Consider the following 26,671-nt stretch of genomic DNA (forward strand, 5'->3'; position numbering starts at 1 on the left):
GCGTCAGTTTCACCTCTTCGTTCAGGAGCACCCGCGTTGTCTTTTCCCGAGTACGAACTCACCGATAACCCCTTCATCTTCCAGTTCCAGTCGATCGACGAGAACCTGGGACCGGACCAGCGGTGGTCCACCTGGCTGGACGTCGAGCGCGGTTCTCGCGGCCCGGAACCACGCCCCTCGTGGGTAGTGACGGAACAGGCCGCGATCGACACCGAGCTCGGCGTCCTCAAAACCGGTAAGGAAGCCGACGTCTTCCTGATCGAACGGGCCGTCGAAGCCATCGGCGACAATCCCGCGAAGTCCTCGCTGCTGGCCGCGAAGCGGTACCGCACCGAGGAGCACCGGTCCTTCAACCGCAGTACGTCGTACGTCGAAGGCCGGCGGACCCGGAACAGCCGGGACAGTCGGGCGATGGCGAAGAAGACCGCGCACGGGCGCAGCGTCGCGGCCGGCGGCTGGGCCTACGCCGAGTGGGAGGCGCTCAACCGGCTGTGGAAGGCCGGCGTCCCGGTGCCTTATCCCGTGCAGGTCGACGGCACGGAACTGCTGATGGAGTTCATCGACGACGGCCAGGGCGGCGCCGCGCCCCGACTCGCCCAGGTCCGGCCGGCCAAGAACGTGCTCGAGCTGTACTTCGAGCAGCTCCGCGGCGCGATGCGCGAACTGGCCCGCGCGGGGCTCGCGCACGGCGACCTCTCGCCGTACAACGTGCTCGCGCAGGCCGACCGGATCGTGATGATCGACCTGCCCCAGGTCGTCGACATCGTCGGCAACCCGAAGGGCATGGAATTCCTGTTGCGGGACTGCCACAACATGGCGGCCTGGTTCACCAACCGCGGCCTGGAGATCGACGAACAGGAGTTGTTCGCCGACCTGCTCACGATGGTGTTCTAGGAAACGGCGCCGGCGGCGGCCCGTCCGGCCGTGCGGCCGGTGAAGAGGCAGCCGCCGACGAACGTGCCTTCCAGCGAGCGGTAGCCGTGGATGCCGCCGCCCCCGAAGCCCGCCACCTCGCCGGCCGCATAGACGCCGGGCAGCGGAGTGCCGTCGGCTCGCAGGACCCGCGAATCCAGGTCGGTCTGCAGGCCGCCGAGGGACTTCCGGGTCAGGATGTTCAGCCGTACGGCGATCAGCGGGCCGGCCTTCGGGTCGAGGATCCGGTGCGGCGGCGCGACCCGGATCAGCTTGTCGCCGCGGTAGTTGCGGGCGCCGCGGAGCGCGGTCACCTGCAGGTCCTTGGTGAACGTGTTGGTCAGCTCGCGGTCGCGGGCGACGATCTGCCGTTCCAGGTCGTCGAGGTCGATCAGCTGCTCACCGGTCAGGTCGTTCATCCCCCGGACCAGGTCCGGAAGGTTGCCGCGGACAACGAAGTCGGCGCCCTTGTCCATGAACGCCCGCACCGGCGCGGTGGCACCGCCGCGGGCGCGGCCGAGCACACCCCGGATGTCCTTGCCGGTCAGATCCGGGTTCTGCTCCTGGCCGGAGAGCGCGAACTCCTTCTCGATGATCTTCTGGGTCAGCACGAACCAGGTGTAGTCGTACCCGGTCCGCATGATGTGCTCGAGCGTCCCGAGCGTGTCGAACCCGGGGAACAACGGCACCGGCAGCCGCTTGCCGGTGGCATCGAACCAGAGCGACGACGGGCCGGGCAGGATCCGGATGCCGTGCTGCGGCCAGATCGGGTCCCAGTTCTGGATGCCTTCGGTGTAGTGCCACATCCGGTCGCGGTTCACGTACCGGCCACCGGCCCGCTCGGTGATCGCGAGCATCCGCCCGTCGACGTGCGCCGGGACGCCGCTGATCATCCGCTTCGGTGGTTCGCCCATCCGCTTCGGCCACTGCTGCCGGACCAGCTCGTGGTTCCCGCCGATCCCGCCGGACGTGACGATCACGGCCTGCGCCTTCAGCGCGAACTCACCGACCTCGACCCGCGAGCTGGCCACACCGCGCGGTACGTCGCTGGGCTCGAGGACCTTGCCCGCGACACCGTCGACCACCCCACCGGTCACGGTCAGCTCGTCGACGCGATGCCGGAACCGGAACTCGACCAGCCCGTTCGCGACCGCCTCCCGCACCCGGCGCTCGAACGGCGCGACCAGCCCGGGCCCTGTGCCCCAGGTGATGTGGAACCGCGGTACCGAGTTCCCGTGCCCGTCCGCGTTGTACCCGCCGCGCTCGGCCCACCCGACCACCGGAAAGAACCGCACGCCCTGCGCGTGCAGCCACGGACGCTTCTCGCCGGCCGCCCAGTCGACGTACGCCTCGGCCCACTGCCGCGCCCATTTGTCCTCGTCGTCGAGCCGGTCGAACCCCGCCGATCCGAGCCAGTCCTGCAGCGCGAGCTCGCGCGAGTCCTTGATCCCCATCCGCCGTTGCTCTGGCGAGTCGACGAACAGCAACCCGCCGAACGACCAGAACGCCTGCCCGCCGAGCGACGCCTCCGGCTCCTGATCGAGCAGCAGCACCTTCCGTCCCGCATCGGCCAACTCCGCGGTCGCCGCCAGCCCGGCCAGCCCTGCCCCGACGACGATCACATCAGCGTCCATGCCGACTATGTATAGCGCACTTGCGAAGATGGAGCCGTGACGATCCTTTCTGCGCAAAACCTCGTGATTCCCGCAGCTTCGCTCGGTCCGGAGAACCCGCTCGCTCCGCTCCGCACGCAGCGCGAGGTCCATCACGTGGAGAACCTCGCCGATCTCCCGGCCGACCTCCGGGAGAACATCGAGTACGGCGGCCTGCACAGTCCGCTGCCATGCCTGGACCAGGACGGGTACGACCGGACGCTGGTCGAGACGTCGCTGCCCGTGCTCGTCCTCGAGAACGAGCACGTACGCGCGACCGTACTGCCGACGCTCGGCGGCCGGCTGTACTCGCTCCTGCACCACGGGACCGAGCTGCTCTACCGGAACCCGGTGTTCCAGCCGGCGAACCTCGCGCTCCGCAACGCCTGGTTCGCGGGTGGCGTCGAGTGGAACGTCGGGAGTACCGGCCACTGGACCGGGACCTGCGCGCCGATGCACGCGGCGCGGGTCGAGGGGCCGGACGGTACGCCGGTGTTGCGGCTGTGGGAGCTCGAGCGGACCCGGAACCTCGTCACCCAGCTCGACTTCTGGCTGCCGGAGGACTCCGAGTTCCTGTACGTCGGTGTCCGGCTGCAGAATCCGTCCGACGTGGACGTCCCGGCGTACTGGTGGTCGAACATCGCCGTACCGCAGTCGGCCGATCGCCGGGTGCTGGTGCCGGCGGAGCAGGCGTGGCGGTACGGGTACGGGAGCCGGCTGGAGCTGATCGACGTGGAGCCGGAGCTGACGTATCCGATGCGGCATCCGCGGGCGGTGGACTACTTCTTCGAGCCGCTGGCCGGGGAGGGGTCGTGGATCGCTTCCGTGGACGGGTCCGGTCGTGGGTTGGTGCAGGCGTCCACCGAGCGGTTGGCCGGGCGGAAGTTGTTCGTGTGGGGGCAGGGCGAGGGCGGGCGGCGATGGCAGGAGTGGTTGTCGCCGGGGCTGGTCGGTGATGGGTACGCCGAGATTCAGGCTGGTCTTGCTCGTACTCAGATGGAACACCTCAGGCTGCCGGGGAAGACTTCGTGGAGCTGGCTCGAGGCGTACGGATGCCTTTCGATGGACGCCGAGGTTGCGCATTCCCAGGACTGGAAGACAGCTCGATCGGGTGGGGCCGCGGCGCTGGGGCCGGTGTTGGGCGGGTTGGTCGAGCGGGAGCGGGAGTGGTTGGGCGTGGTGGATGCTGCGCCGGTGGAGCGGTTGGCTGTGGGATCTGGGTGGGGCGCGTTGGAGCTGCGGCGGACCGGGTGGAGTGTGTCGGACGGTACGCCGTTCGCCGAGGACACCTTGACGGCGCGGGAGCGGGCGTGGTTGCCGTTGTTGGACGGTCAGTTGCCGGCGGCGGACGACGTACCGGACGGGACGCTGGTCGCGTGGCGGGACGTGCTGGAGGCAGCCGAGGACAACTGGCTCGTCTGGTACCACCGGGGTGTCGCGCGGCACTACGCCGGTGACGAGGCCGGCGCGGTCGAGGCCTGGCGGCAGTCCGGGGACAACGCCTGGGCGCTCCGCAATCTCGGTGTAGTTACGCACGAGTTGGATTACTACGAGCGCGCCGTCCAGCTCCGGCCCGACCTGGTACCGCTCCTGGTCGAGGCGATCACGGCCGCGCTCGACTCCGACGTACCGCGGGCGGAGCGGATGCTCGCGCAGGCGCCGGACGACCCGCGGATCCAGTTGCTGCGCGTACGGCACGCGCTGGCGACCGGAAATCCGGCGAAAGCCCATGAATTGCTGGCCGCTGGAATCCAGTTGGCCACCGTCCGGGAGGGCGCCAATCCGCTCACCGACTACTGGCTGGCGGCCGAGGCCGCGCTCGGCACCCAGCGGCCGGTGCCGCCCGAGTACCAGTTCGGAATGGGCGAAAACTGACAACTACAGGTCAACTCTACCTCTAGCAACACCGCTCCACCGGACTCTACTATGTTGCTGTAGACGAAAAAGTGGCCCTGTAAAAATTCCGTGAAGTCTACGGAACCAAGTGGAGTCCGGTGGCGTCCCACCGGTGAGCGGCACCAGTCGCTCAGGCAGTTTCGACAACGACCGCGTCGCTCGCGGGCGGCGCGTCGGGGGTGAGTGCCATGTTGACGATCGTTGTACTAGGTGGGTTCGGCCTGGTGCTGGTGGTCGCGGCTTTCATCGTGACCGAGGTCCTGGCCGGCCTGCGCCGGGACGAAATCCCCACCGGCACAGAAGAGAAGACCGCGGGACGAGTGATCCGGGTGCGTGGCCCGGTCCGCGGCCAGTTGGCCAACGGTGCCCCGGCGGTCTACACCGAGGTCATCGTCGAGTACTACAGCCGCCGGGGTGAGGGACCGTTCGAGGTCGCTCGCAAGTTCCCGGTCGGGAGCAGGATTACTTACACCAAGGGTGACCGGGTGATCGTCGCGTACGACGTCCGGAACCCGCGCCGGGCACGCCTGGCCGGAAGGGTCAGCCACTGGCCGACCCTGGGACCGTATTCGGCGGCCCCGGCAGCCTGACGGAATACCTGCTTGAGCCGAACTGCCTGGCTCAAGCAGGAAGATGCGGGGCGAGCAAGCCGTACAGCACCGGCCGGCCCCGTTCCAGCACGTACTCCGCCTCGTCCGCGGACAACCGGTCCGCCAAGTGCGCGAGTGACTCGCCCATCGTGATGCTCAACGTCACCGTGAGCCGGAATTCGCGCGAGTCGCGGGCCCCGAACCGCGCGACCAGCAACTCGGCGAACTCGCCGGCGTGCTGGTCGTCGAACTCTCCGGGCTTCGCCTCCAGCTCCGGATCGCCGAGCCCGCTCAGCACCACCGCCTTGAAGCCCGGGTCCGTCCGGTGCATGTCGCGGAACGTGTCCAGAGTGACGTCAACGGCTGCCCGCCAGCTGGTCACGTCGGCCAGCCGCTCGCTCACCGCCTCGGTGTACCGCGCCTGGTTGCGGCGCTCGATCGCCTGGATCAGGCTGCGCTTGTCCGGGAAGTAGCGGTAGACGCTGCCGACCGCGATCTCGGCCCGCTTCGCGATCCCGCTCGTCGACGCCGCGTCGTACCCCCGCTCGACCACCTCGGCGCAGGCCGCGTCCAGGATCCGCTCGACCTGCCGGCTGGCCCGGTCCTGGGTCGGCGTCCGGCGGAGCGGATAGGCACCCGATGTCACCATTCACCCATTGTCCACACATTTGGGGACAACGGTTGCCACCTCTGTGTGACAGATTGCCGACAGTTGGTCCTGACAGGGGAGGTTTTCCATGCGCGTCAGCAAAACCGTCGTCGCCGGGGTGGTGTCCGCCGCTCTCGCCGCGTCCGGGGTCGCCGGTACGGCGTACAGCCGTTCACCGGGCAACGATCTGCGGCTGAACCAGATCCAGGTGGTCGGGTCGCACAACTCGTACCACCGCGAGCTCAGCCCCGCCGAGCAGAAGGTGCAACAGCAACAGAACCCGGGATCCGTCGACCTCTGGTACTCGCACGCTCCGATCTCGCAGCAACTGGAGGATCAGAACGTCCGTGCGCTGGAGCTGGATCTCTACCCGGATCCGCAGGGCGGGCTGTACACGTACCCGCTGATCCGCAAGCTGACCGGCCAGGGTCCGCTGACCGACCCGGCGATGGCGAAGCCGGGGATCAAGGTGATGCACATTCCGGACTTCGACTACAACACGAACTGCGACACATTCGTCGTCTGCCTGCAGCAGGTGAAGACCTGGTCGGACGCGCACCCGGCGCACGTGCCGATCGCGATCAACCTCGAGCTGAAGCAGTCCGACCCTGCGGTCGTCGCAGCCGGTGGGGTCAAGGCGCCGCCGTGGGACGCCGCCAACCTGGACAGCGTCGACACCGAGATCCGCTCGGTGTTCAGCGAGAACGAGATCCTGACGCCGGACGACGTCCGCAAGCCGGGCCTGACGCTCGAGCAGTCCGTGCTGACGAAGGGCTGGCCGAAGCTGAACAGCGTCCGCGGCCAGGTGATGTTCTACTTCGACAACGGTGGTCCCGGTGCGATCCGTGACACCTACTCCGCCGGCAAGCCGAACCTCGAAGGCCGGGCGGTCTTCACCCGCGGACCGGAGGGCGCACCGGACGCGGCGGTCACCGAGGTGAATGACCCGCGCGGCGCGAACCAGGCCGAGATCCAGCGGCTGGTGCAGAAGGGCTACCTGGTCCGGACCCGTTCCGACGAGCCGATGGCAACGATCCGCGACAAGGACTACACCCGGCTCGGCATCGCGCTGGCCAGCGGTGCGCAGTGGGTGACCACGGACTTCCCGGTCGCCGGGATGGCGGCCCGGTACGACAGCGACTACGTCGCCAAGCTGCCCGGACACACTCCCGTAAGATGCAATCCCGTCACCGCCTCCGCGAAGGCGGCCGTCTCGGAAGGGTGAACCCATGTCGGAGCACGTGGTCGATGTCAGTTGGAGCCGTGGTGAGTACGACTTCGCCTACGACAGCTACAGCCGCGACCACGAGTGGCGCTTCGACGGCGGTATCACGGTTCCGGCCTCGGCGAACCCGAAGTACCTGGGCAACCCGGGGCCGGTCGACCCGGAAGAGGCGTTCGTGGCGGCGCTGTCGTCCTGCCACATGCTGACGTTCCTGTCGATCGCTGCCCGGAAGCGACTGGTCGTGGACTCGTACGAGGACCACGCGGTCGGCGTGATGGCTCCGGGCAGCTCCGGAAGGCTCGCGATCACGCAGGTCACGCTGAACCCGAAGATCATCTGGAACGGCGCCGAGCCGGACGCCGAGACGGTCGGCAAGATCCACCACCTCGCGCACCAGGAGTGCTTCATCGCGAACTCGGTGACCACCGAGATCATTGTTGCCACTGACAACTGAAACCACCCGCCGGACCAGCCTGAGCCTCGCGCAAACGGCGTCAGGTTGGTCGGCGGGTGGTTCGGGTGCACCGCTGTGGCGGTGCACCTGGCAACGGGTCCGGCGGCGCCGCGCACTGGGCGCCTCTGCGTTGGTCGTGCGACTTCCGTGCGGTCCAGCTCGGTGGGCAGGACCGTCCGGCGCGCCGCCCGGACCCGTTCGTCCGGTTCGCGCCTTACTGCTCGGCGGCGGCGTCGTTCCGGTCGTCGGTGGGGCGGTTCAGGTCGACCGCCAGCAGCTGCTCGAGATCACGGACCTGCTCGGTGGCCATCGTGGTCATCAGTCGGTGGATCGTCATGCCGGTGAGACGCGGACGGCGCCGGGGTATGACGGGAATTCTCGCTGTGACCTGAGTCACCCCGGGAACGGCTACTTCTCGTCGAGCCCGTCGAGCCGGAGCGGGACGAGCGTGCGCGCCTCGTCGTACGGCATACCGCTCAGTTCCAGCAGGTCGACGATCGTCGAGCGGACCTGCCCGAGCACGACCACAGCGGACAGCCCGGTCGGCAGCGGAAGATCCGCTGTACGGCGTCCCAGCTCGCCCAGGACGCGGTGTGCGGCGACCTCGGCGGCCGGCTCGAACAGCGACTCACCGATCAGCCGGGTGCCGTCGGCGAGGCGGTCGAGCAGCATCGGGTACTCGTCGGGCATCGCCTCGTCGCGCCACACCGACACGGCGCAGCGGCGGACCAGCACCCTGGTGTTCCGGATCGCCCGGTCGAGCGGGAGGACCAGGTCGGCAATCTCCTGAACCCCGCCGCGGTGCCGGCGCCGGAACGGTGACAGCCGGACGACCGCGACACCTTCCTCGGCCGCGGTGCGCAGCACCTCGAGTTGCGAGTCACTGGCCCGGGCGCGGCGCAGGGCGTCGGTCATCGCCTCCTCGTCCCGCGCGCGGAGGCCGTCGGCAGTCTCGATCAGGATCTCGGCGAGCTCGTTCAGCACGCCGGCGGCTTGCTGGCGCGGCCGCCGGATCGCTGCGGCAGGAGCGATGGTTGCCGCCGCCAGCGCCACCAGCCCGCCGAGCGCGGCGTCCTGCCAGCGGGAGAACCCCGCGTTCGGGTTGGGGAGCAGGGTCGTGACGATCGCTGCCTGGACACCGGCCTGGGTGGTCATCAGGTTCCCGGCGCCGAGCAGTACGGCGATGCTCATCGCGAGCGCGATCACGAAGACGAGCTGCGCGATACCGGTACCGAACGCCTTCACGAACAGGTCTCCGACACCGACCCCGACCGCGACACCGACCATCACCTCGGCCACCCGGCGCAGCCGCTGCCCGAAGCTGAACCCGAGGCACACCATCGCCGCGACCGGCGCGAAGAACGGCTGTTTGTGGCCGACGACGTACCGCGCGAGCGACCACGCGACACCGGCCGCGAGCGCGCACTGGGCGATGAAGAACACCCGGCTGCGCCAGCGTTCGACCCGCCGCCGCAGCGACGCCCGCGACCGCTCGGCGGCCCGCGGCGCGATGTCGTCGCGCAACTCCCGCAACTGGTCCAACGTCAGCCTGACCGGATCCACCCGCCCATTCTCCGCCGAGCTTGATTCCGTACACCGCGACGCGCCAAGGTTGCCTCATGACCGAGAACAACCGCGAGGACTACGGCAGCTACAGCGTCGACGACGAGGACCAGCTGCAGGCCGAGGACACCTTGGACGACCGGGGCGTCGACGACCTGCTCGACGAGGGGTACTCGCCGCCGGAGAAGTGGTCCGCGGGCGAGGGCTTCGGTACGACCGCCGACGAGGCACTGCAGGGCGAGACGCTGGACCAGCGGGTAGCGCAGGAGGTCCCGGACGTCGACCCGTACGGCGATGACACCGACGACGGCGAGGACGTCGGCGGCCCGGAGGTCGGGCACGCCCGCTCCGGCCGGCTGGTCGCGTCCGACGAGGGCACCCACAGTGACGACGACAGCGAGCTGTACGCCGAGGACGTCGGCATCGACGGTGCCGCCGCCGGGGCCGAGGAGGCCGCCGTCCATGTTGTCGACGAGGACGACTTCGAACTCGAAGACGACGACGAGGAGGACCTGGAGGACTACCGCGACGTCGACCTGGGCGACGTCGGCGACCTCGAGGACTGAGCCTTAACGCTTGGTGACCCTGACCTCCGCGCCGCGGCGGGGGACCAGGGTCACGTTCTTCGCCTGGGGCGGCTCGGGCTCGGGGTTCGGCGCCTGGAAGTCGTACGCCGTGAGGGCCGCGCGAAGGATCTCGGTACCTTCCATCAGCGAGAAGCCGGCGCCGATGCACCGGCGCGCGCCGCCGCCGAACGGAATCCAGGTACCGGGCGCGGGCGGGTCGTCGGACAGGAACCGTTGCGGGCGGAAGTCCTGGGGGTTCGGGAAGTGCTCGCCGTCGCGGTGGACCAGCCCGATCGCGGCCATGATCGTCGTACCGCGCTGCAGCCGGTAGCCGGCGACGTCGGTCGTCTCGGTCACCCGCCGGCCGACCTGGTACACCACCGGGTGCAGCCGCAGCGCCTCCTTGACGATCGCCTCCAGCTCGTCGTCCGCGCCGGCGTCGGCCGCACGCTGCCCGAACGCCAGGTCCTCCGGCCTGCGCGCCAGCTCGTGGAACGCCCAGGCCAGCGCGGTCGCGGTCGTCTCGTGCCCGGCCAGCAGCAACGTGACCAGCTGGTCCCGCAGTTCCACGTCCGACCAGTTGCCGGCGGCAAGCAGCCGGGACAGTACGTCGGTCCGCCCGGCGTACGTGTCGCGCCGCTTCGCGATCTCGTCGTACAGGATCTCGTCGACCTTGCGCTGGGTGTCGAGGTACGTCCGCCACGGCCGGAACCGCAGCAGCGACGGGTAGAACGACCCGAGCATGATCACCGGCGACACCGAGACGATCTTGTCCATCAGCGGGCGCAGCGTGTCCAGCCGGTCCTGGTCGCTGACGCCGAAGACCACCTGCAGGATGATCTCCAGGGTCAGGTTCCGCATCCGCTGGTGCATCCGGAACGGCGTACCGACCGGCCACTTCGCGACCTCGGCGCGGGCCAGTTCGAGCACCATGCCGGCGTACCCGCGCAGCGCCGCGCCGGAGAAGGCCGGCATCAGCTGCTTGCGCATCCGGACGTGGTCCTCGTCGTCGAGCAACAGCAGCGAGTGCGAGCCCATGATCGGCTCCAGCGCGGTGTTCCCCTCGCCGGCGTGCATCACCGCGGGCGGGCTGCCGAACACCTCGCGGATGTGCTCGGGCCGGCTCAGCACCACGCAGACCCGGCTCGACGGCACCAGCCGGATCGTGAACACGTCGCCGTACTTGTCCCGCATCCGTGGGAAGAACGTCCGGCGGTGGCTCGCGAACAGCCAGGTCTGGACCAGCGTCGGAAGTTTCGGACCCGGCGGCAACGTCCGCGCCGTCTGCCGGTCGAGCGTCCGCGAACCGAGCAAAGGTGTCCGACCCATACCCCCAACGCTACGACAGCCGGGTGAACACCAGGCATCCCCCGGCCGAATGCGGAAGGCCCGCCCGAGGGGGGATCGGGCGGGCCTTCCAGGGGTGGGGGTGATACGTCAGGAACGCTTGAAGCGGAGGGTGAGGATCTGGAACGGGCGGAGTTCGAAGGAGACTCGGTTGTCGGTCAGGTCCCGGTCGGCGAGGACGCGTTCGAGCAGGTCGACCTCGGTGACGGAGGCGGCCGCGAACGACGGGGTGACCGTCGCGCGGGAACGACCGCCGGTGGACTCGTACAGCCGGACGACGACGTCACCGGACCGGTCGTCGGCCAGCTTGACCGCCTCGACGATCACGTTGTCGTTGTCCACAGCAACGATCGGCGCGACGCCGTCCGCACCGGTGACGACGCGCTCCGGCAGGTTGATCCGGTAGCCCTCCTCGATCGCCTCCGGAATGCCGGCGCCGACCACGAGCGCGTGGTTGACGACGTGCAGGCCCTGGTCGGTCTTCGGGTCGGGGAACCGCGGCGCACGGATCAGCGAGGTCCGGATCGTAGTGGTGGTGCCACCGTCCTCGCGCGCGGTCCGGTTGATGTCGTGGCCGTACGTCGAGTCGTTGACCACGGCAACGCCGTACCCCGGCTCGCCGACGTGCACCCAGCGGTGCGCCGCGATCTCGAACTTGGCCGCGTCCCAGGAGGTGTTCTGGTGCGTCGGCCGGAAGATGTGCCCGAACTGCGTCTCGGACGCGGACCGGTCCGCGTGCACGTCGACCGGGTACGCCGCCTTCAGGAACTTCTCCGACTCGTGCCAGTCCATCGCGGTCTCGATGTCGACCCGCTTGGTGCCCGGGCGTACCCGTAGCGTCTGGGTGACGGTGGACCGGTTGAAGGACCGCTTGACCACGACCGTCGCAACCCCGTCGGCGGTGCTGAAGTCGACGCTGTCGACCTCGGTCACGTCCCGGACGTTGTTCTTGTAGAACGAGTCGACGTCCCACGCGTCCCAGTGGTTCGGGGTGTCCACGTGCAGCTGCAGAAGGTTGCCCACGGCACCCGGTGCGATGACCTCGCGGCCGGCCTCGACGTCGTACAGCGAGGTGATCAGCCCGCGCTCGTCGATGGTGACCCGGATCAGGCCGTTGTCCAGTACGCCGTTCTCGACCGTGACGGCCTGGCCCTCGCCGGCCGCGATCCCCGCGCCCAGACCGGGGACGCCGCTGCGCGAGTGCGGTGCCGCGTTGAAGACGATCTGCGCGTCGCCGGAGCCCGCCAGCGCCTGCTGGGCCTTGGCGATGATCGCGTTCAGCTCCTCGGCGACCCGCGCGTACGTCGCCTCCGCCTCGCGGTGCACCCACGAGATCGACGAGCCCGGCAGGATGTCGTGGAACTGGTGCAGCAGCGCGACCTTCCACAACCGGTCGAGGTCCTCGTACGGGTACGCGTCGAGCTTGCCCGCGACGACGGCCGCGGCGCTCCACAGCTCGGCCTCGCGGAGCAGGTGCTCGGTGCGCCGGTTGCCCTGCTTGGTCTTGGCCTGCGAGGTGTACGTCGCCCGGTGGATCTCCAGGTAGAGCTCGCCGGACCAGACCGGCGCGTGCTCGCGGTACTCCTCCTCGGCCGCGCTGAAGAACTCGGTCGGCGACTCGATCGTCACCTTCGGCGAGGCCTCCAGGTTCGCCACCCGGCGCGCGGTCGCGACGAACTCACGGGTTGGTCCGCCACCGCCGTCGCCGTACCCGAACGGGACCAGCGAGCGGGTCGCGGCGCCGTTCTCGGCGAAGTTCCGTTGCGCGTGCGCGAGCTCGCGGCCGGACAGGTCCGAGTTGTACGTGTCGATCGGCGGGAAGTGCGTGAACACCCGCGTGCCGTCCAGACCCTCCCACCAGAAGGTGTGGTGCGGGAACTTGTTCTCCTTGTTCCAGGAGATCTTCTGGGTCAGGAACCACTTCGAACCGGACAGCTTCACCAGCTGCGGCAGCGCCGCGGTGTAGCCGAACGAGTCCGGCAGCCAGACCTCCTGGGTGTCGATCCCGTACTCGTCCAGGAAGAACCGCTTGCCGTGCACGAACTGCCGAGCCAGCGCTTCGCCGCCGGGCAGGTTGGTGTCGGACTCGACCCACATGCCCCCGACCGGAACGATGTGGCCTTCGGCGACGGCCTTCTTGAGCCGCTCCCAGACCTCCGGGTAGTTCTCCTTCACCCAGGCGTGCTGCTGCGCCTGCGAGAACGCGAAGACGAGCTCCGGGTACTCCTCGGCCAGCGTGGCAACGTTGGACACGGTCCGGGCCACCTTGCGGCGGGTCTCCCGGAGCGGCCAGAGCCAGGCGGAGTCGATGTGCGCGTGGCCGACCGCGGACAGCTGGTGGGCGCTGGCGTGCGCCGGGCGGCTGAGCACCTCGGTCAGCTCGGCGCGGGCGGCCGTGGCAGTACCGGCGACGTCCTCGTAGTCCAGGGCGTCCAGCGAGCGGCTCAGCGCGCGCAGGATCTCCTTGCGCCGCGGGTCCTGGATCGACAGCTCCTGCTGCAGGCTGTCCAGCGCCTCGAGGTCGAGGATCAGGTCCCACACCTCGGCGTTGAAGATCGCCAGATCGGCGCGGGTCAGGCGGTAGATCGGGTGGTCGCCCAGCCCGGCACCGATGTCGGTCTCGGCGTAGGCGTTGTCGAGCGGGATCTCCGGGTTCGCGGCCCCCTCGACGTAGAACTCCACGTAGTCGCCGGCGGAGGCCGCCGTACCGTCCGGGCCGAGGATCGACAACGGCGCGTACGTCTGCCGCGGGTGCAGGCCCTTGAGCGGCTTGCCCGAGGTGGTATGCACCAGGCCCTCGGCGGAGAACCCAGGACCGCCGCTGAAGCCGAGGTCGATGACCGCCTCGATCTCCCGGCCGGCCCACTCGGCCGGCACCTGGCCGCTGAACTTGAACCAGGCGGTACCCCAGGCCGGGCCCCACGGCTGGCCGATCTCGGCCGGCTCGTAGGTCTGGGCCAGCGCCTCGGCGGGGGTCACGGGCTCACCGGGTGCGTGCCACACCTGGATGTCCAGCGGGACGGCCGCGCCGTAGATCGCGGGGCGGAGCCGCTCCCGCAGGGCGCGCCTGAGCCGCTCCTCGATGAGTTGACGGTCGTCGTGCACGAAATCAGCCTCCGGGGAAGGATCCTCACGCGGCCGCCGCGGCCGCACGGATGACAACGCTGTCACACCGACCCCGGATGCGTCCAGACACAGTTTGTCTCTCGCTGTGTGGAATCTCGCTGCGTAGCGGTTGGGTTGCGGCGGCCGGCACAACTACCCGCACGGCCTCATTCTTGTCTAGGTTGTCCTGCATGGATCGCCCCCGCCTGCTGACCCCTGCCCGGCCGACTGGGTTGACCCGCCGTAGCCTGCTGGGCCTGGGCGCTGCCGCCGCGTCGGGCCTGGTGCTGCCCGGCTGCTCGCGCGGCCGCGCCGACGAGCCCGCGCCGTCGGGTTCGGGCGTGTTCGCCACCGGCAACAAGGGCGGCGTCTACTACTCGTTCGGTGCGGCGCTCAGCGCACTGACCAGCGAGGTCACCGGCGTCGAGCTGAAGCCGGTCGTGACCAATGGGTCGGTGGAAAACCTGCGCCTCGTCGCCGCCCGCAAGGCCGACCTCGGGTTCTGTACGTCGGACTCGGCGCTCGCGGCGTACGAGGGCACCGGCGAGTTCAGCAACGGGTCGGGGCTGCGGTTCTACGCGTTGGCCCGGGTGTACGACAACTACGTGCACGTCGTCGTACCGATGTCGTCGAAGGCGACGAGCCTGGACGACCTGTTCCCGAGCAAGGCCAACCCGTTGCGGAAGATGGTCGTCGGGGTCGGTCCGAAGAACTCCGGGACCCAGATTGTCGCCGACATGATCCTGGACAACGCCCGGCGCGACCTGATCGCGAAGAACCCGACGCTCGACCCCGCGAAGGTCGACGTGATCCGGCGGAACATGACGCTGGAGGAAATGGTGGCCGCCATCCAGCCGCAGGGCCACGAGACCCACGGTTCGCTCGACGCGTTCATCTGGAGCGGCGGGGTGCCGACCGACCCGATCGCGAACCTGCAGAAGGGGATCGGGTTCCGGTTGCTGGACATCGGCGCCGTCGCCGAGGAGATCGCGCTGCAGAAGTTCGGCGGGTTCCTGGTCTCGGCGATCCCGCCGTCGCAGTACGGGCTGGCCAGTTCGGTACCGACGCTGGCGGTCCCGAACTACCTGATCGCGAAGCCGAACCTGTCGGACTCCTGGGCCTGGTGGACGGTCAACACGCTGTTCCGCCGGCAGAACGACCTGATCAAGGGCACCCCGACGCCCGGCGGTACGCCTGGCAGCGGTGGTCACCCGGAGGCCGGCGCGCTGGACCCCCGGTCCGCGATCGCCACCATGCCGGTCCCACTGCACCCCGCAGCCGAGCGCTGGTACCGGCAGAACCACATCTGACCCGCCGCCTGCCCCCTGGCAAGTGCGGCTCTAGGCGTCGTAGTCGTCGATCAGGGGGACGCGGACCTCGATGACGAGGCCGCCGCCGATCGGGGGGCGGGCGACCACGCGGCCGCCGACCCGGGCCGCCTCGGAGCGGACGATCGCCAGGCCGAGACCGGTGCCCGGCATCTCCCGGTGGTGGGCGCTGCGCCAGAACCGCTCGCCGACCTTCTTCAGGTCGCGGGAGCCGAGGCCCAGACCGTGGTCGCGCACCGACAGCACGACTTCGGTGCCGTCCCGGGTGACCGAGACCTCCACCGGCGGTGCCCCGTACTTGGACGCGTTGTCGAGCAGTACGTCGAGGATGTCGTCGACCTCGAGCTCGGGCGCGACTCCGCCCGGCACCATCTCGCCGACGATCAGCTCCATGTCGTCGGCGGCGTACACGGCCTTCCAGCCGACCAGCCGCTCCTTCACCGCCTGGGCCAGGTCCAGCGGCTCTTCGTTGCCCTCGGCATCGGCCGCGGACGGGCGGTCGGAGCCGGCCAGCCGGGACAGCCGCTGGACGATCCGGCCGAGCCGGTCGATGTCGCTGAGCGCGAACCGCGCGGTCGGCGACAGCCGGGACAGGCCCTCGATGTGGATCCGGGCCGACGTCAGCGGCGTCCGCAGCTGGTGCGAGGCGTCGGCGACGAACTCGCGCTCACGTTGGCGGGCCTGGTGCAGGCTCAACGCCATCGAGTTGAAGCTGTCACCCAGCCGCCGCAGTTCCGGTGCCCGGCCGTCGGTCGACACGCGCGTGTCGAGGGCGCCCCGGGTGATCTGGTGAGTCGCGTTGTCGAGGTCCTGCAGCGGCCGCAGCACCCAGCGGGTGATCGGCCGGACGATACCGACGATGATCGCGCCGATGCTGATCAGCAGCCCGCCGAGGAGCAGCAGCAGCCCGCTCTGTACCTGGTCCCGGGCCTTCTCGGTCGGCACCCGGAGGACGGCGGCACCGAGCACGCTGCCGTTGTTGACGACCGGACGGGAGACGATCATCTCGCCGGACCGCCACGGCCACAACGCCGGCGGCTCGGGTGGCAGGCGGCCGGCCAGCGTACTGTGCAGCGCCGCCGCGATGTCGTCCTGCTTGACGTCCACGCCCGACACCGACGTGGCGACCACCCGGGAGTCCACGTCGACGACGAACACCGGCGTGTTGTAGAGCTCCTGGTACCGCACCGCGAGCTCACGCAGGTTCGCGATGTCGCCGGTCTGCAGCGGGGACTCGGCCATCGCGGCGAACCAGTCCGCGTCGTTGCTCCGGGACAGGAACAGCGTCCGCGACGTACTCGTCGCGATGAAGTTCGCGAGCGGGATCACCGCGACGATCGCCAGCGCGACGACCATCGGGACGAGGGACTGCAGTAGTCGACGGCGCAACGGTCAGTCCGAACCCAAGCGGTAGCCGACGCCGCGGATGGTCTGCACCAGCTCCGGCCGGCCGAGCTTGGCGCGCAGGCTGGCCACATGCACGTCCATGGTCCGCGACGACGCCTCGAACACCGACTGCCAGGCGTAGAGCGCCACCTGTTCCCGGGGGACCACCCGGCCGTGGTGTGCGGCCAGTACTGCGAGCACGTCGAACTCCTTGCGGGTCAGGCTGATGGGCTTGTCCGCCACCTGCACCGTCCGGGCCTCGATGTCGACGGTCAGGTCGCCGACAGTCACCCGGGGGCGGGGCTGCAAGAGACCGGTACGACGAAGTACAGCATCGATACGGGCCAGGAGTTCGGAAATCGCAAACGGTTTCACCACATAGTCGTCGGCGCCGCTGCGCAGCCCGCGAACCCGGTCGGCCGCCTCGCCGCGCGCGGTCACCGCGATCACCGGTACGTCGGAGACCGTGCGGATCTGCCGGCACACGTTGATACCGTCCCCGTCCGGCAACCCGAGGTCCAGCAGGACCAGGTCGCCAGGATCCGCCGCCAGGGCGTCCGCGGCCGTCCGGACGTGCGTCACCATCAGGCCGTAGCGCCGCAAGGCGGGTATCAGGGCATTGGCGATATCGAGATCGTCCTCGACCAGCAGAATCCGGACCGCGCCACTCATGCGGTGATCGTAGGCCAGGTCACGGCCCGATGTGTCAGATCTTGGTAAAGACGTAATCACGCGACTCCGCGCAGTGTTCGGCAACATTAACCTTCCGGACACAGGAGGGAATCGCTTCATGACTGTCGGTGTTGGTGCCGAGGGCCTGGCCACGCCCTCCGACGAGGAACTGGCCGAGTACGAGCAGGAACGCCCCGCTCGGCGGCTCCGCCCTGCCCTGAATCTGGTGATTTCGGTCTGGTGCGCAATCATCAGCGTCGGCGTGCTGGCACAGGTCTTCTTCCCTCTACCACAAGGCACGCAGTTCTACTTGGTGATCTTTCTCGCAGCGGTTCTGCCGATCACCCTGCTCTGTTACCGGGGCTTTCCGGGTCGTCGGGGCAGCCACGACGACCCGGGGATCCTCGACTGGGTCCTCGCGGTTGTTGCCTTGGCAGTCTGTGTCTACCCGCTCTTCGACTTCGACGGCTACCTCGAACGCCGCCAGACGCCGACGGCCTTGGATGTCGTTGCCGGTGCCATCTTGTTGGTGCTGCTGCTCGAGGCGTGCCGTCGTACGACCGGCTGGGTGTTGCCGGTGTTCAGCCTGGTCTTCATCGCTTACGCGTACTACGGGGGCTACTTGCCCTACACGTGGTCGCTCGCACATCAGGGCTTCAACTTCGACGCGATCATCGCGCAGTTCACGATGGGTACGGCGGGGTTCTACGGCACACCGTTGGCCGTCGCGGCGTCGTACATCGTGCTGTTCACCATCTACGGCGCAGTGCTCGACTACTCGGGCGCGGGCAAGTTCTTCATCGACCTGTCCTTCGCGGCCTTCAAGCGCAGCCGTACGGCACCTGGGCGGACCGTGACGCTCGCGGGCTTCCTGCTCGGCAGCGTGTCCGGTTCGGGTACGGCGACCGCGGTGTCGCTCGGTACGGTCTCGTGGCCGATCCTGCGTCGCGCCGGGTATCCGCCGGAGCCGGCGGGCGGGATGCTCGCGGCGTCCGGGATCGGCGCGATTCTGTCACCGCCGACGCTCGGGGCGGCCGCGTTCATCATCGCGGAGTTCCTGCAGGTCTCGTACCTGAAGGTGCTCGGGTTCGCGGTGATCCCGACGATCCTGTACTACCTGGGGATCCTGCTCGCGATCGAGATCGACGCCCGCAAGCACGGGACGACATCGGCGCCGGGGTCCGGCGGCTCGGCGTGGCGGTTGCTGCTGCGGTTCGGGTACCACTTCCTGTCGCTGTTCGTGATCATCGCGTTCATGGCGGTCGACGTACCGCCGTTCAAGGCCGTCGTCTACGCGGTGATCATCCAGTTCGGGCTGTCGTTCCTGGACCGTGAGCATCGGTTGACTGCCGGTCCGCTGTTCAAAGCGCTTGCCCAGGGCACCCGTTCGGTGCTGCCGGTGGCGGCGACCTGCGCGACCGCGGGCGTGATCGTCGCGGTCACCACGCAGACCGGGCTCGGGCTGAACCTGGCCGAGATCATCGTCGGTGCGGCGCGCGGGCTGACCTCGAACCACACGGTGGTGCTGATCCTGACCGTGGTGCTGTCCGCGCTCGCGGTGCTGATCCTCGGGTTGGCGGTGCCGGTGACCGCATCCTTCATCATCGCGGCGGTGATCATCTCGCCGGCCCTGGTGAACCTCGGCGTCACGCAACCCGAGGCGTACATGTTCATCTTCTACTACGCCGTGTTGTCCGAGGTGTCGCCGCCGACCGCCTTGGCCGCTGTCGCGACGGCCGCGATCACCGGTGGCAAGGTGATGTCGACGATGTGGCAGGCGTGGAAGTACACCCTGCCGGCGTTTCTGGTCCCGTTCGCGTTCGTACTCACCGACAACGGTGCGCATCTGCTCGGTCAGGGCTCGTTCGCGGGCATGGTGTGGACCACGCTGGTGTCGATGCTGGCCGTCGCCGCGCTCGCGGTGGTGACGGGCGGTTGGATCTTCGTCTCTTGTGGCTGGCTGGAGCGGGCGGTCTGCGTACCGGCGGCGCTGCTGCTGCTGTACCTCGCGCCCGTAACTGTCACGGCCGGAATCTGTTTGCTACTTGTTGCCGTCGTCATCAATCTGGTCCGGCGGCAACGCCAGGCCACTGCCGAGGAAGGAACCGCTGGATGAGATTCCGTGGTCTCGTGGCGCTCGTTGCCGTTGTGGGGCTTACTGCCTGTGGTGGTCAGCGCCAACCGGCCGGCTCCTCGGACGGTGGTGGACGGCTGACGATTGCCACCGGCAACACGACGGGCGTGTACTACCAGCTCGGTGGTGCGCTGGCCTCGGTGATCTCGGCCAAGATGTCCGGCTATCGCGCCACGGCGAGCGAGACCGGCGCCTCGGTGCAGAACATCCAGGGGCTGGTCAGCGGCAACTACGACATCGCGTTCTCGCTCGGTGACTCGGCCGCGGACGCCGTCAACGGTGTGAACAGCTTCAAGTCCAAGCAGGACGTGGTCGCGCTCACCCGGCTGTACAACAACTACACCCAGGTCGCCGTACGGACCTCGGCGAACATCACGTCGATCGCCGACCTGAAGGGCAAGCGGGTCTCCACCGGCTCGCCGAACTCGGGTACCGAGGTGATCGCCCGCCGGCTGCTCGAGGCGGCCGGGCTCGATCCCGCGCACGACGTGACGGCGCAACGTCTCGGTCTGCCGGAGTCGGTGGACGCGATGAAGTCCGGGTCGATCGACGCGCTGGTCTGGTCCGGTGGCCTGCCGACCGGCGGCATCACCGATCTGGTCACGAGCATGGGCAATGGTGTGAAGCTCTTGCCGATCACGGATCTGCTGCCCAAAATGCAGGAGAAGTACGGCTCGGTCTACTCGGCCGCACCGATCCCGGCGGCGACCTACAAGCAGCCGGCCGACGTGCAGACGATCGTCGTACCGAACGTGTTGCTGGTCCGCAAGGACATGAAGGACGAGCTGGCCGAGCAGCTCACGAAGACCCTCTACGACAACAAGGACGCCCTGGTCGCGGTGAACGCGGCCGCGAAGGGCATCACGCTCGACAACGCCGACAAAACCGACCCGGTGCCGCTGCACCCGGGCGCGAAGAAGGCGATCGACGGCTTGCGGTGACAACTTGCTGGGTACCGGTGCTTGTTGCGCCCGTCCCCGCATTCTGGACCGTCCTCCCCCGCACACCAGGCGCAGCGGGGGAGGACGCAGGCCGGCTCCCACGACCAGGCGCAGTGGGAGCCGGCCTGATCGTGGGAACCGGGTCTACTCGTCCTCGGTGGGTATCGCGGTGCCGTACAGGTAGTGCGACAGCGCGGAGTCACGCTTCGGGTGGGCGTGGTACTTGATCGGCACGACACGTCCCTCCGCGCTGTCCCAGGCGTTGTCGGCCATCCGCCACATCCGGTGCGCGAGCCGCCCGGCCATCCCGGTGTGCGGTGACACCGGGTGTGCTCTGGTCGGCGCGATCTCCTCGGCCTCGAGCAGGTCCTCGGTCAGCGTATTCACGTGGGTGTCGTCGAGCTCTTCGCAGAGTTGGCGGCTGTACGTCGCCTCCATCGACTCGTGCTCGTCGAGCAGCCGGTCGATGTGCCGCCACAGCTCGTCGTGCTGCAGATGCAGGAACCGGCTGTCGCCGTACTGCCGTCCCTTCAGGTAGCGCAGCGAGCGCTCCAGCTCCTTCGCGTTGCCGACATACCTGGTGACCAGCCCGGCACCGTCGGGAAGCCTCCGTACGTGCGGGAGGAGCACGTCCTCGACCGCCGCCAGATGCTGCGCCGCGATCGCGTAGAACCAGTCCGTCTGATGCCGGTGCTCCGGATGCGCCGCATCCGGATGATGAGCCGGCTCAGCCAACTCCCGAATCCGCGCATGTTCGTAACTGAGGGCCATTTCGAGCGTCGAAGCGGTCACAAAAACCACCTCCAGAGGGTTACTCCCCAGCCTCTCCCCATCCCCCCGTAACCGCAACCACCCCTAACCGCTCCGTAACCCCACCCCCGCCCCGGCACCCACACGGCACCCACCCCTGCACCACAACCCTCTGCCACTCCACCCACCACCCGCCCGCACCCGCACCTGCCCCCGAACCGCAGCGCGTGCACCCAGCCCACTGCCACTCCACCACCCGCACCCACCGCTGCATCACAACCTCCACCACTCCGCCACACCACCCGCCCGCATCCGCACCTGCCCTCCAACCGCAGCCGCGTGCACCTGAGCCCACTGCCACTCCACCACCCGCAGCCACCACCCGCAGCCACCACCCGCAGCCACCACCCGCAGCCACGACCCAAGGCCACCGCCACCCGCGGCCACGCCTGCACCCGACCGCAGCCGCGTGCACCCCAGCCCGCTGCCATCCGCATCACCCGCAGCCACCACCCGCAGCCACGACCCAAGGCCACCGCCACCCGCGGCCACGCCTGCACCCGACCGCAGCTGCGTGCACCTCAGCCCACTGCCAACCACCACCACGCGCGGGGCCGCCTCGCGGCCACCGCCACCCGTGGCCGCGCCTGCACCTCGCGCCTGCCCTTGGGCCCGTAGCGGAGTCTCCCCCCGCCGCGCCCGCAGGCGCCTGCATCTCCGACCGATGGCTGCGGTTGCACCGCCGCCTGCCAGTTGCACGTGCCGCGCGTGCATCCACGCAGCTCCGCGGGCCCGCGCGTGCGAACGCCCGCCGCGGTGGGCGGCGGGCGTTCGGGTGGGTGGGGGTGGGGTCAGGCGTCCGAGCTCTTCTTCCAGAGGTTGATGCCGGCTTCTACGGCGTCGGCGTCGATGGCCTCGAGTTCCTCCGGGGAGAACTTCAGGTTGCGGACCGTGGCGAGGTTGTCCTCGAGCTGGGCGACGCTGGAGGCGCCGATCAGTGCGCTGGTCACGCGGTCGTCGCGCAGGGTCCACGCGAGCGCGAGCTGCGCCACCGACTGACCGCGTTCCTTCGCGATCTCCGCCAGCGCGCGGACGTGCTTGAGGGTGTCCTCGGTCAGCGAGTCCGGGTCGAGCGACTTGCCCTGCGCCGCCCGCGAGTCCGACGGGATGCCGTCCAGGTACCGGTTAGTGAGCACACCCTGCGCGAGCGGCGAGAACGCGATCACGCCGACCCCGAGCTCACCGACCGCGTCGAGCAGGTCCTCCTCGATCCACCGGTTCAGCATCGAGTACGACGGCTGGTGGATGAGCAGCGGCGTACCGAGCTCCTGCAGGATCCGCGCCGCCTCCCGCGTCCGGTCCGCCGAGTACGACGAGATACCGGCGTACAAAGCCTTGCCCGAGCGGACCGCCGCGTCCAGCGCGCCCATCGTCTCCTCGAGCGGCGTGTCCGGGTCGAACCGGTGCGAGTAGAAGATGTCGACGTAGTCCAGGCCCATCCGGCTCAGCGACTGGTCCAGCGAAGCGAGCAGGTACTTCCGCGAGCCGCCGCCCTGACCGTACGGCCCCGGCCACATGTCGTACCCGGCCTTGGTCGACAGGATCAGCTCGTCGCGGTACTTCTTGAAGTCCCGCGCGTAGTGCGTCCCGAAGTTGGTCTCGGCCGACCCGTACGGCGGGCCGTAGTTGTTCGCCAGGTCGAAGTGCGTGACGCCGAGGTCGAACGCCCGCCGCAGGATGTCCCGCTGCGTCGCGAACGGCTTGTCGTCACCGAAGTTGTGCCACAACCCCAGCGAGATCGCCGGAAGCTGCAGCCCGCTCCGGCCCGTCCGCCGGTAGCTCATCTGGTCGTCATACCGGCTCTCGGCCGCCACGTAGTCAGTCACGGAACCCCAGTCTGCACCATGTCACAACAAGTTCAAACCCCCTTGTTTTCAAGCAGAAACCTCATAACTGAGACCAAGAACCCGGACTTCTTGATCGTCAGACGAGGTCTGCCCAGGGTGCTGGCGGGGCGGTGGTGAAGAAGTGGAGGAGGTTGAGGAGGCGGCTGGTGGTGGGGGCCGTCCAGTGGCGCTGGTTGGGCCAGGGGGCGGCTTGGAGCTTGGACAGGGCCCAGGACAGGTGGAACCAGAGGACGGCGGCGGCGAGTTCGTGTTCGGTGGTTGGGGAGTCGGTGTGGGCGAGGTATTCGGGGAGGAGGGATGCGACGTCGGTGAGCGGCAGTTTCGCGAAGTCCATCGCGGGTGGGGCCCAGGCGGCGTCACCCCAGTCGATCAGCGCGCGCAGATCGTTGGTCGTACCGACCAGAAGGTTGTGCGCGGCAACATCCCCGTGGATCAGCACCTTCGGACCCCCGGCGTCGATCTCCTCCGCCAGCCGCGTGAACCACCCACTCAACCAACTCGCCGACCCCGAATCGACATACCCCCGCTCCGCCAACTCCTCAACCGTCCCCCAAGGATCCCCCCAACCATCCTCCGCCAACCCACCCAACCCACCCTGTTGTAGGTGGTGGAGGGCGGCTAGTTGGTGGGCTAGGGATTGGGGGGTGGTGGTGGGTTCGGTGCCGTGGATTCGGCGGGTGATCAGGTACGGGGCATCGAGGACGATTCGGGTTGGGTCGTAGGTGATGATCTCGGGCGTCAGGACCCCTGCTGCGCGGGCGGCGGGTACTACGACGGATTCTTTGTGGAGGTCCGCTTCGTAGCCGGGACGGCTGATGCGGAGAAATAGGGCTTCGCCGAGGATGAAGGCTCGGTTGGCCACTCCGCCGCGGACCTCCCGGATCTGGTCAGGGTCCACGCCATGCTGCTTGGCGATGGCGGCCAGTTCGGCCTCTGGGTACGGCGGCATTCATTGAGTTTGATGTACTGCGGACGTGCGTGTCGATGTGGATCCGAAGACGGCCGGGCGCCGTGAGTTCTATGCGCTGTTGAACTCCGTGGTCGTCCCGCGGCCGATCGCGTGGGTGTCGAGCCGGTCGGCGGACGGCGTACTGAACCTGGCGCCGCACTCGTTCTTCACGGTCGCGTCCGTACAGCCGCCGATGGTGCAGTTCACCTCGGTCGGCCGGAAGGACAGCCTGAACAACGTCGAGGCGACCGGCGAGTTCGTGGTGAACTTCGCCGCCGAGCCGCTCTACGAACAGGTCAACGCGTCCGGTACGAACTTCCCGCCCGACGTCTCCGAGTTCGAGGCGATCGGCGTCACCGCCGAACTGTCCCGAACTGTCGGCGTACCGCGCGTGGCCGAGTCGCCGGTGGCGATCGAGTGCACGCTGCACACCACGATCCCGATCGGCGACTGCACGCTGGTGATCGGACAGGTCCGGCACCTCTCGATCGACGCGAGCATGCTCGACGGCAACCACCCGGAGGTCCGCAGGCTCCGCCCGCTCGCCCGCCTCGGCAAAGACGAATGGAGCACCCTAGGCGAGGTCCGCGAAATCTCCCGCATCCGATACTCCGACTGGCCGGGCCACTTCACACCCCCGGATCTGTAACCGTCGCAGGTTGGTCGAGCAACTGCTAGATCTCCTGCTACTCCGAGGCGCCCGGAGTTCCAAGTGTTGTCGCCAGCAGCCACCCCGGCACGGTCGAGCGCCTAAGGATGCGGACGGCGCCAGGATTCACAACAGGCAGCCACGGCGCAGCCAGCCGACCGGGCCATCCGTTCGTACTCCGCCGGCATTCCCGGACCGGTACTGGAATGCACCCGGTGCACATGGGAGTTCGCACGCAGATCGCTTCGTCGCGTGCGGCACGTGGGCGCGCCCGAGGCCGTCGCCGGGCGTGTAGCCGAGCTCCTGCGCGGCCGTCGAGCCGGCGTCGCGGGGGTGGTATTCCGAGACGCGGAGCGGCATCGTCGGGGGGTGGCGCGGGCGCCGGAGGCCGTCGGTGAGCGTGCAGGCGAGCTCCAGCGCGGTGGTCGGGCTGGCGTCGCGGAGGTGGTACTCCGAGACGCTGAGGGGCTGGTACGTCGGGATCGTGGTCGCGCGGTACTCCATCAGGTCGCCGTACCTTCTTCGGCTGGGCCGGCCTGGCCCGCATCACGCGGCACTTGGCTGCTCGGAGCCAGGCGACGGCTGCGCGTGGCGTGGGTCTTCCCCGGCGTGATCAGGAGCCGTGGGTCGGCTCGCGGGGGGCTAGTAGGCGGGCTAGGGATTCGAGTTGGGGGGACAGGTGTAGTGGGTCGTGGTCGGTGGAGGAGATTGTGGCGGGGTGCCAGGTAAGGGCGGGGGTTGCCAGGTAGACGTCGGGTGAGAGGGGGCCTGGGTCGCGGGAGTAGCAGCGGGCGGCGAGGCGCATCATCAGGCCGAGTGCGGGGATGAAGCTGAGGTCCTCGATGACGTGCAGTATCAGGGTGTCGCGGGCCGGGAGGGCGGCTAGCACGCCGTACGGCGGTGGTTCGAGGTGGAGGGTCTCGCGGAGGACGGTGTCTAGGACGAGGGCGCGTGAGGCGGCGTATCCGTTGCCGTTGATGAAGGTGATTCGGATGCCGTCCTCGTCGACGGTGACGGCGTGGTCCTCGAGGTGGCGGAGGTTCGCCAGGCCGAAGCGGTCGGCTTCCGACCAGGTGAGGTCGAGGTCGCTCGGGTCCAGGAACATCGAGATCACGCCGTTGTGGTCCGTGGACGGGACCGCGATCAGGCCGGGCAGGAAGTCGGCGCGATCGATTGTCCAGTCGGGCGGCAAGGCGTCGCGTGGGACGATTCGCTGGATCAGTTCGCGTTCGGGGTCGGCGGGTAGTGGCGGTGAGCCCTCGCGGAGTTGGGACAGGACCTCGGTGAAGTGTTGTTCGACCAGTGCGGGCCAGTGGTCCTCCTCGATGCCGGCGGCGGCGCGGGCGAGGTTGCTCAGGCCGAGCAGTGGTTTGTCGGCGGATTCGTCGACGGGCACGAGTGCGGCGCCGCCTCGGTAGGTGAGGGCTAGGCCGAGGTCGGCGGTCGTTCGCAGGGCCAGGTGGACGAGGCGGTCTGCCTGGCGTCGGGACAGGGGTGGCAGGGCGGGGTCCGGTACGAAGAAGTCGTTGCCTTGGGCATGTTTTGTGGTGTCGACGGGCATCGCGGGCCTCCGGATCTGTGCGGCGGTGGGGAAGTCGCCAGAGAAGGTACGAGGATCGGACCCTGCCGAAACCGGCGATCTGCACCTGTGGACAAGTCGCTGGTCCAGGGAGGTTGGTGCGGTGGGTGCGCACGCGCGGGTTGCGTCGGTGTACCTGGGCGGAGTGGCGCCGGAGGCGCGGCGGGGGTGAGAGGCGGCCGGGTGAGGTGCTTTGGGTGGTGGGGGGGCAGCTTGCTGAGGGGTGGCCCGGCGAGGCGGCGATGGGTGAGGGCGCGGTGAGGTGAGGTGCGGACGGGGCGAGGGCTCGGTGAGGGCGCATTGCGTGAGGGGTGCCTGGGCCGAGGGGCGCCGGAGGCGTGACGGGGTGAGAGGCGGCCGCGTGAGGTGCTGTGGGTCGGGTTGGGCTGGTCCGGCGAGACGGTGCTGGGTTGAGGG

General features: G+C 69.0%; 22 protein-coding genes and 1 pseudogene. 10 read left to right on the forward strand and 13 right to left on the reverse strand.

Annotated elements, in window-relative coordinates; translation table 11 throughout:
• Nucleotides 1-36: 36 nt before the first annotated feature.
• Nucleotides 37-894 carry a serine protein kinase RIO gene (locus FB475_RS19755; RefSeq protein ID WP_141857691.1) on the forward strand — a complete coding sequence of 286 codons (858 nt, stop codon included), beginning with the start codon at nt 37-39 and terminating at the stop codon, nt 892-894.
• Here the strand turns inward: FB475_RS19755 and FB475_RS19760 are convergent.
• The gene (locus FB475_RS19760; protein WP_141857692.1) at nt 891-2,546 is read right to left on the reverse strand and encodes an FAD-binding dehydrogenase; all 1,656 of its coding nucleotides are present in this window, start codon (nt 2,544-2,546) and stop codon (nt 891-893) included. The genes FB475_RS19755 and FB475_RS19760 overlap by 4 nt on opposite strands.
• 36 nt (nt 2,547-2,582) lie before the next feature.
• Here FB475_RS19760 and FB475_RS19765 point away from each other — a divergent pair, with 36 nt between their 5' ends.
• Both FB475_RS19765 and FB475_RS19770 read left to right on the forward strand, forming a co-directional pair.
• Nucleotides 2,583-4,439 carry a DUF5107 domain-containing protein gene (locus FB475_RS19765; protein WP_141857693.1) on the forward strand — a complete coding sequence of 619 codons (1,857 nt, stop codon included), beginning with the start codon at nt 2,583-2,585 and terminating at the stop codon, nt 4,437-4,439.
• 209 nt (nt 4,440-4,648) lie between these two features.
• On the forward strand, nt 4,649-5,050 hold the full coding sequence (locus FB475_RS19770) for a DUF3592 domain-containing protein (protein WP_238332242.1): 402 nt from the start codon (nt 4,649-4,651) through the stop codon (nt 5,048-5,050).
• A gap of 31 nt (nt 5,051-5,081) precedes the next feature.
• Here the strand turns inward: FB475_RS19770 and FB475_RS19775 are convergent, their stop codons facing one another.
• Nucleotides 5,082-5,699 (reverse strand): TetR/AcrR family transcriptional regulator, encoded by a 618-nt coding sequence (locus FB475_RS19775; RefSeq protein WP_141857694.1) that lies wholly within the window; start codon nt 5,697-5,699, stop codon nt 5,082-5,084.
• A gap of 88 nt (nt 5,700-5,787) precedes the next feature.
• On the opposite strand from FB475_RS19775, the gene FB475_RS19780 reads away from it, so the two are divergent.
• Entirely contained in the window at nt 5,788-6,924 is a 1,137-nt protein-coding gene (locus FB475_RS19780; protein WP_141857695.1) for a phosphatidylinositol-specific phospholipase C1-like protein, read from the forward strand.
• A gap of 4 nt (nt 6,925-6,928) precedes the next feature.
• Entirely contained in the window at nt 6,929-7,378 is a 450-nt protein-coding gene (locus tag FB475_RS19785; RefSeq protein ID WP_141857696.1) for an OsmC family protein, read from the forward strand.
• Between the two features lie 214 nt (nt 7,379-7,592).
• Here the strand turns inward: FB475_RS19785 and FB475_RS38150 are convergent, their stop codons facing one another.
• Both FB475_RS38150 and FB475_RS19790 read right to left on the reverse strand, forming a co-directional pair.
• Entirely contained in the window at nt 7,593-7,715 is a 123-nt protein-coding gene (locus FB475_RS38150; RefSeq protein WP_272952074.1) for a hypothetical protein, read from the reverse strand.
• Nucleotides 7,716-7,786: 71 nt separating this feature from the next.
• On the reverse strand, nt 7,787-8,941 hold the full coding sequence (locus tag FB475_RS19790) for an FUSC family protein (protein WP_141857697.1): 1,155 nt from the start codon (nt 8,939-8,941) through the stop codon (nt 7,787-7,789).
• A gap of 56 nt (nt 8,942-8,997) precedes the next feature.
• Here FB475_RS19790 and FB475_RS19795 point away from each other — a divergent pair, with 56 nt between their 5' ends.
• Nucleotides 8,998-9,507 (forward strand): DUF5709 domain-containing protein, encoded by a 510-nt coding sequence (locus FB475_RS19795; protein ID WP_141857698.1) that lies wholly within the window; start codon nt 8,998-9,000, stop codon nt 9,505-9,507.
• A gap of 3 nt (nt 9,508-9,510) precedes the next feature.
• Here the strand turns inward: FB475_RS19795 and FB475_RS19800 are convergent, their stop codons facing one another.
• On the reverse strand, nt 9,511-10,836 hold the full coding sequence (locus FB475_RS19800; protein ID WP_141857699.1) for a cytochrome P450: 1,326 nt from the start codon (nt 10,834-10,836) through the stop codon (nt 9,511-9,513).
• Nucleotides 10,837-10,944: 108 nt separating this feature from the next.
• On the reverse strand, nt 10,945-13,959 hold the full coding sequence (locus FB475_RS19805; protein ID WP_141857700.1) for an alpha-mannosidase: 3,015 nt from the start codon (nt 13,957-13,959) through the stop codon (nt 10,945-10,947).
• Nucleotides 13,960-14,150: 191 nt separating this feature from the next.
• Here FB475_RS19805 and FB475_RS19810 point away from each other — a divergent pair, with 191 nt between their 5' ends.
• The gene (locus tag FB475_RS19810) at nt 14,151-15,269 is read left to right on the forward strand and encodes a TAXI family TRAP transporter solute-binding subunit (RefSeq protein ID WP_141857701.1); all 1,119 of its coding nucleotides are present in this window, start codon (nt 14,151-14,153) and stop codon (nt 15,267-15,269) included.
• A 30-nt stretch (nt 15,270-15,299) separates the two neighbouring features.
• Here FB475_RS19810 and FB475_RS19815 read toward each other — a convergent pair whose 3' ends face one another.
• Both FB475_RS19815 and FB475_RS19820 read right to left on the reverse strand, forming a co-directional pair.
• A complete protein-coding gene (locus FB475_RS19815) occupies nt 15,300-16,676 on the reverse strand; it encodes a sensor histidine kinase (protein WP_238332243.1) in 1,377 nt (458 codons plus the stop codon).
• A 3-nt stretch (nt 16,677-16,679) separates the two neighbouring features.
• Nucleotides 16,680-17,345, reverse strand: a complete 666-nt coding sequence (locus FB475_RS19820; RefSeq protein WP_012918592.1) for a response regulator transcription factor — start codon at nt 17,343-17,345, stop codon at nt 16,680-16,682.
• Nucleotides 17,346-17,463: 118 nt separating this feature from the next.
• Here FB475_RS19820 and FB475_RS19825 point away from each other — a divergent pair, with 118 nt between their 5' ends.
• The gene (locus tag FB475_RS19825) at nt 17,464-19,461 is read left to right on the forward strand and encodes a TRAP transporter permease (protein ID WP_141857702.1); all 1,998 of its coding nucleotides are present in this window, start codon (nt 17,464-17,466) and stop codon (nt 19,459-19,461) included.
• Nucleotides 19,458-20,420 (forward strand): TAXI family TRAP transporter solute-binding subunit, encoded by a 963-nt coding sequence (locus tag FB475_RS19830; protein ID WP_141857703.1) that lies wholly within the window; start codon nt 19,458-19,460, stop codon nt 20,418-20,420. The genes FB475_RS19825 and FB475_RS19830 overlap by 4 nt, the downstream gene beginning before the upstream one ends.
• A 144-nt stretch (nt 20,421-20,564) precedes the next feature.
• Here FB475_RS19830 and FB475_RS19835 read toward each other — a convergent pair whose 3' ends face one another.
• From FB475_RS19835 to FB475_RS19845, 3 genes are all read right to left on the reverse strand, one after another.
• Nucleotides 20,565-21,212 (reverse strand): hypothetical protein, encoded by a 648-nt coding sequence (locus FB475_RS19835; RefSeq protein WP_141857704.1) that lies wholly within the window; start codon nt 21,210-21,212, stop codon nt 20,565-20,567.
• Between the two features lie 809 nt (nt 21,213-22,021).
• On the reverse strand, nt 22,022-23,056 hold the full coding sequence (mgrA, locus tag FB475_RS19840; protein WP_141857705.1) for an L-glyceraldehyde 3-phosphate reductase: 1,035 nt from the start codon (nt 23,054-23,056) through the stop codon (nt 22,022-22,024).
• Nucleotides 23,057-23,153: 97 nt separating this feature from the next.
• Entirely contained in the window at nt 23,154-24,026 is an 873-nt protein-coding gene (locus FB475_RS19845) for a phosphotransferase family protein (protein ID WP_141857706.1), read from the reverse strand.
• Nucleotides 24,027-24,051: 25 nt separating this feature from the next.
• Here FB475_RS19845 and FB475_RS19850 point away from each other — a divergent pair, with 25 nt between their 5' ends.
• Nucleotides 24,052-24,675, forward strand: a complete 624-nt coding sequence (locus FB475_RS19850; protein ID WP_141857707.1) for a flavin reductase family protein — start codon at nt 24,052-24,054, stop codon at nt 24,673-24,675.
• Between the two features lie 126 nt (nt 24,676-24,801).
• Here the strand turns inward: FB475_RS19850 and FB475_RS19855 are convergent.
• Nucleotides 24,802-25,203: pseudogene (locus FB475_RS19855) on the reverse strand (methylmalonyl-CoA mutase family protein); the annotation flags it as partial.
• 85 nt (nt 25,204-25,288) lie between these two features.
• Nucleotides 25,289-26,236 carry a DUF1444 domain-containing protein gene (locus tag FB475_RS19860; protein ID WP_141857709.1) on the reverse strand — a complete coding sequence of 316 codons (948 nt, stop codon included), beginning with the start codon at nt 26,234-26,236 and terminating at the stop codon, nt 25,289-25,291.
• Nucleotides 26,237-26,671: the final 435 nt, after the last annotated feature.

Source organism: Kribbella jejuensis, assembly GCF_006715085.1.
GTDB lineage: Bacteria > Actinomycetota > Actinomycetes > Propionibacteriales > Kribbellaceae > Kribbella > Kribbella jejuensis.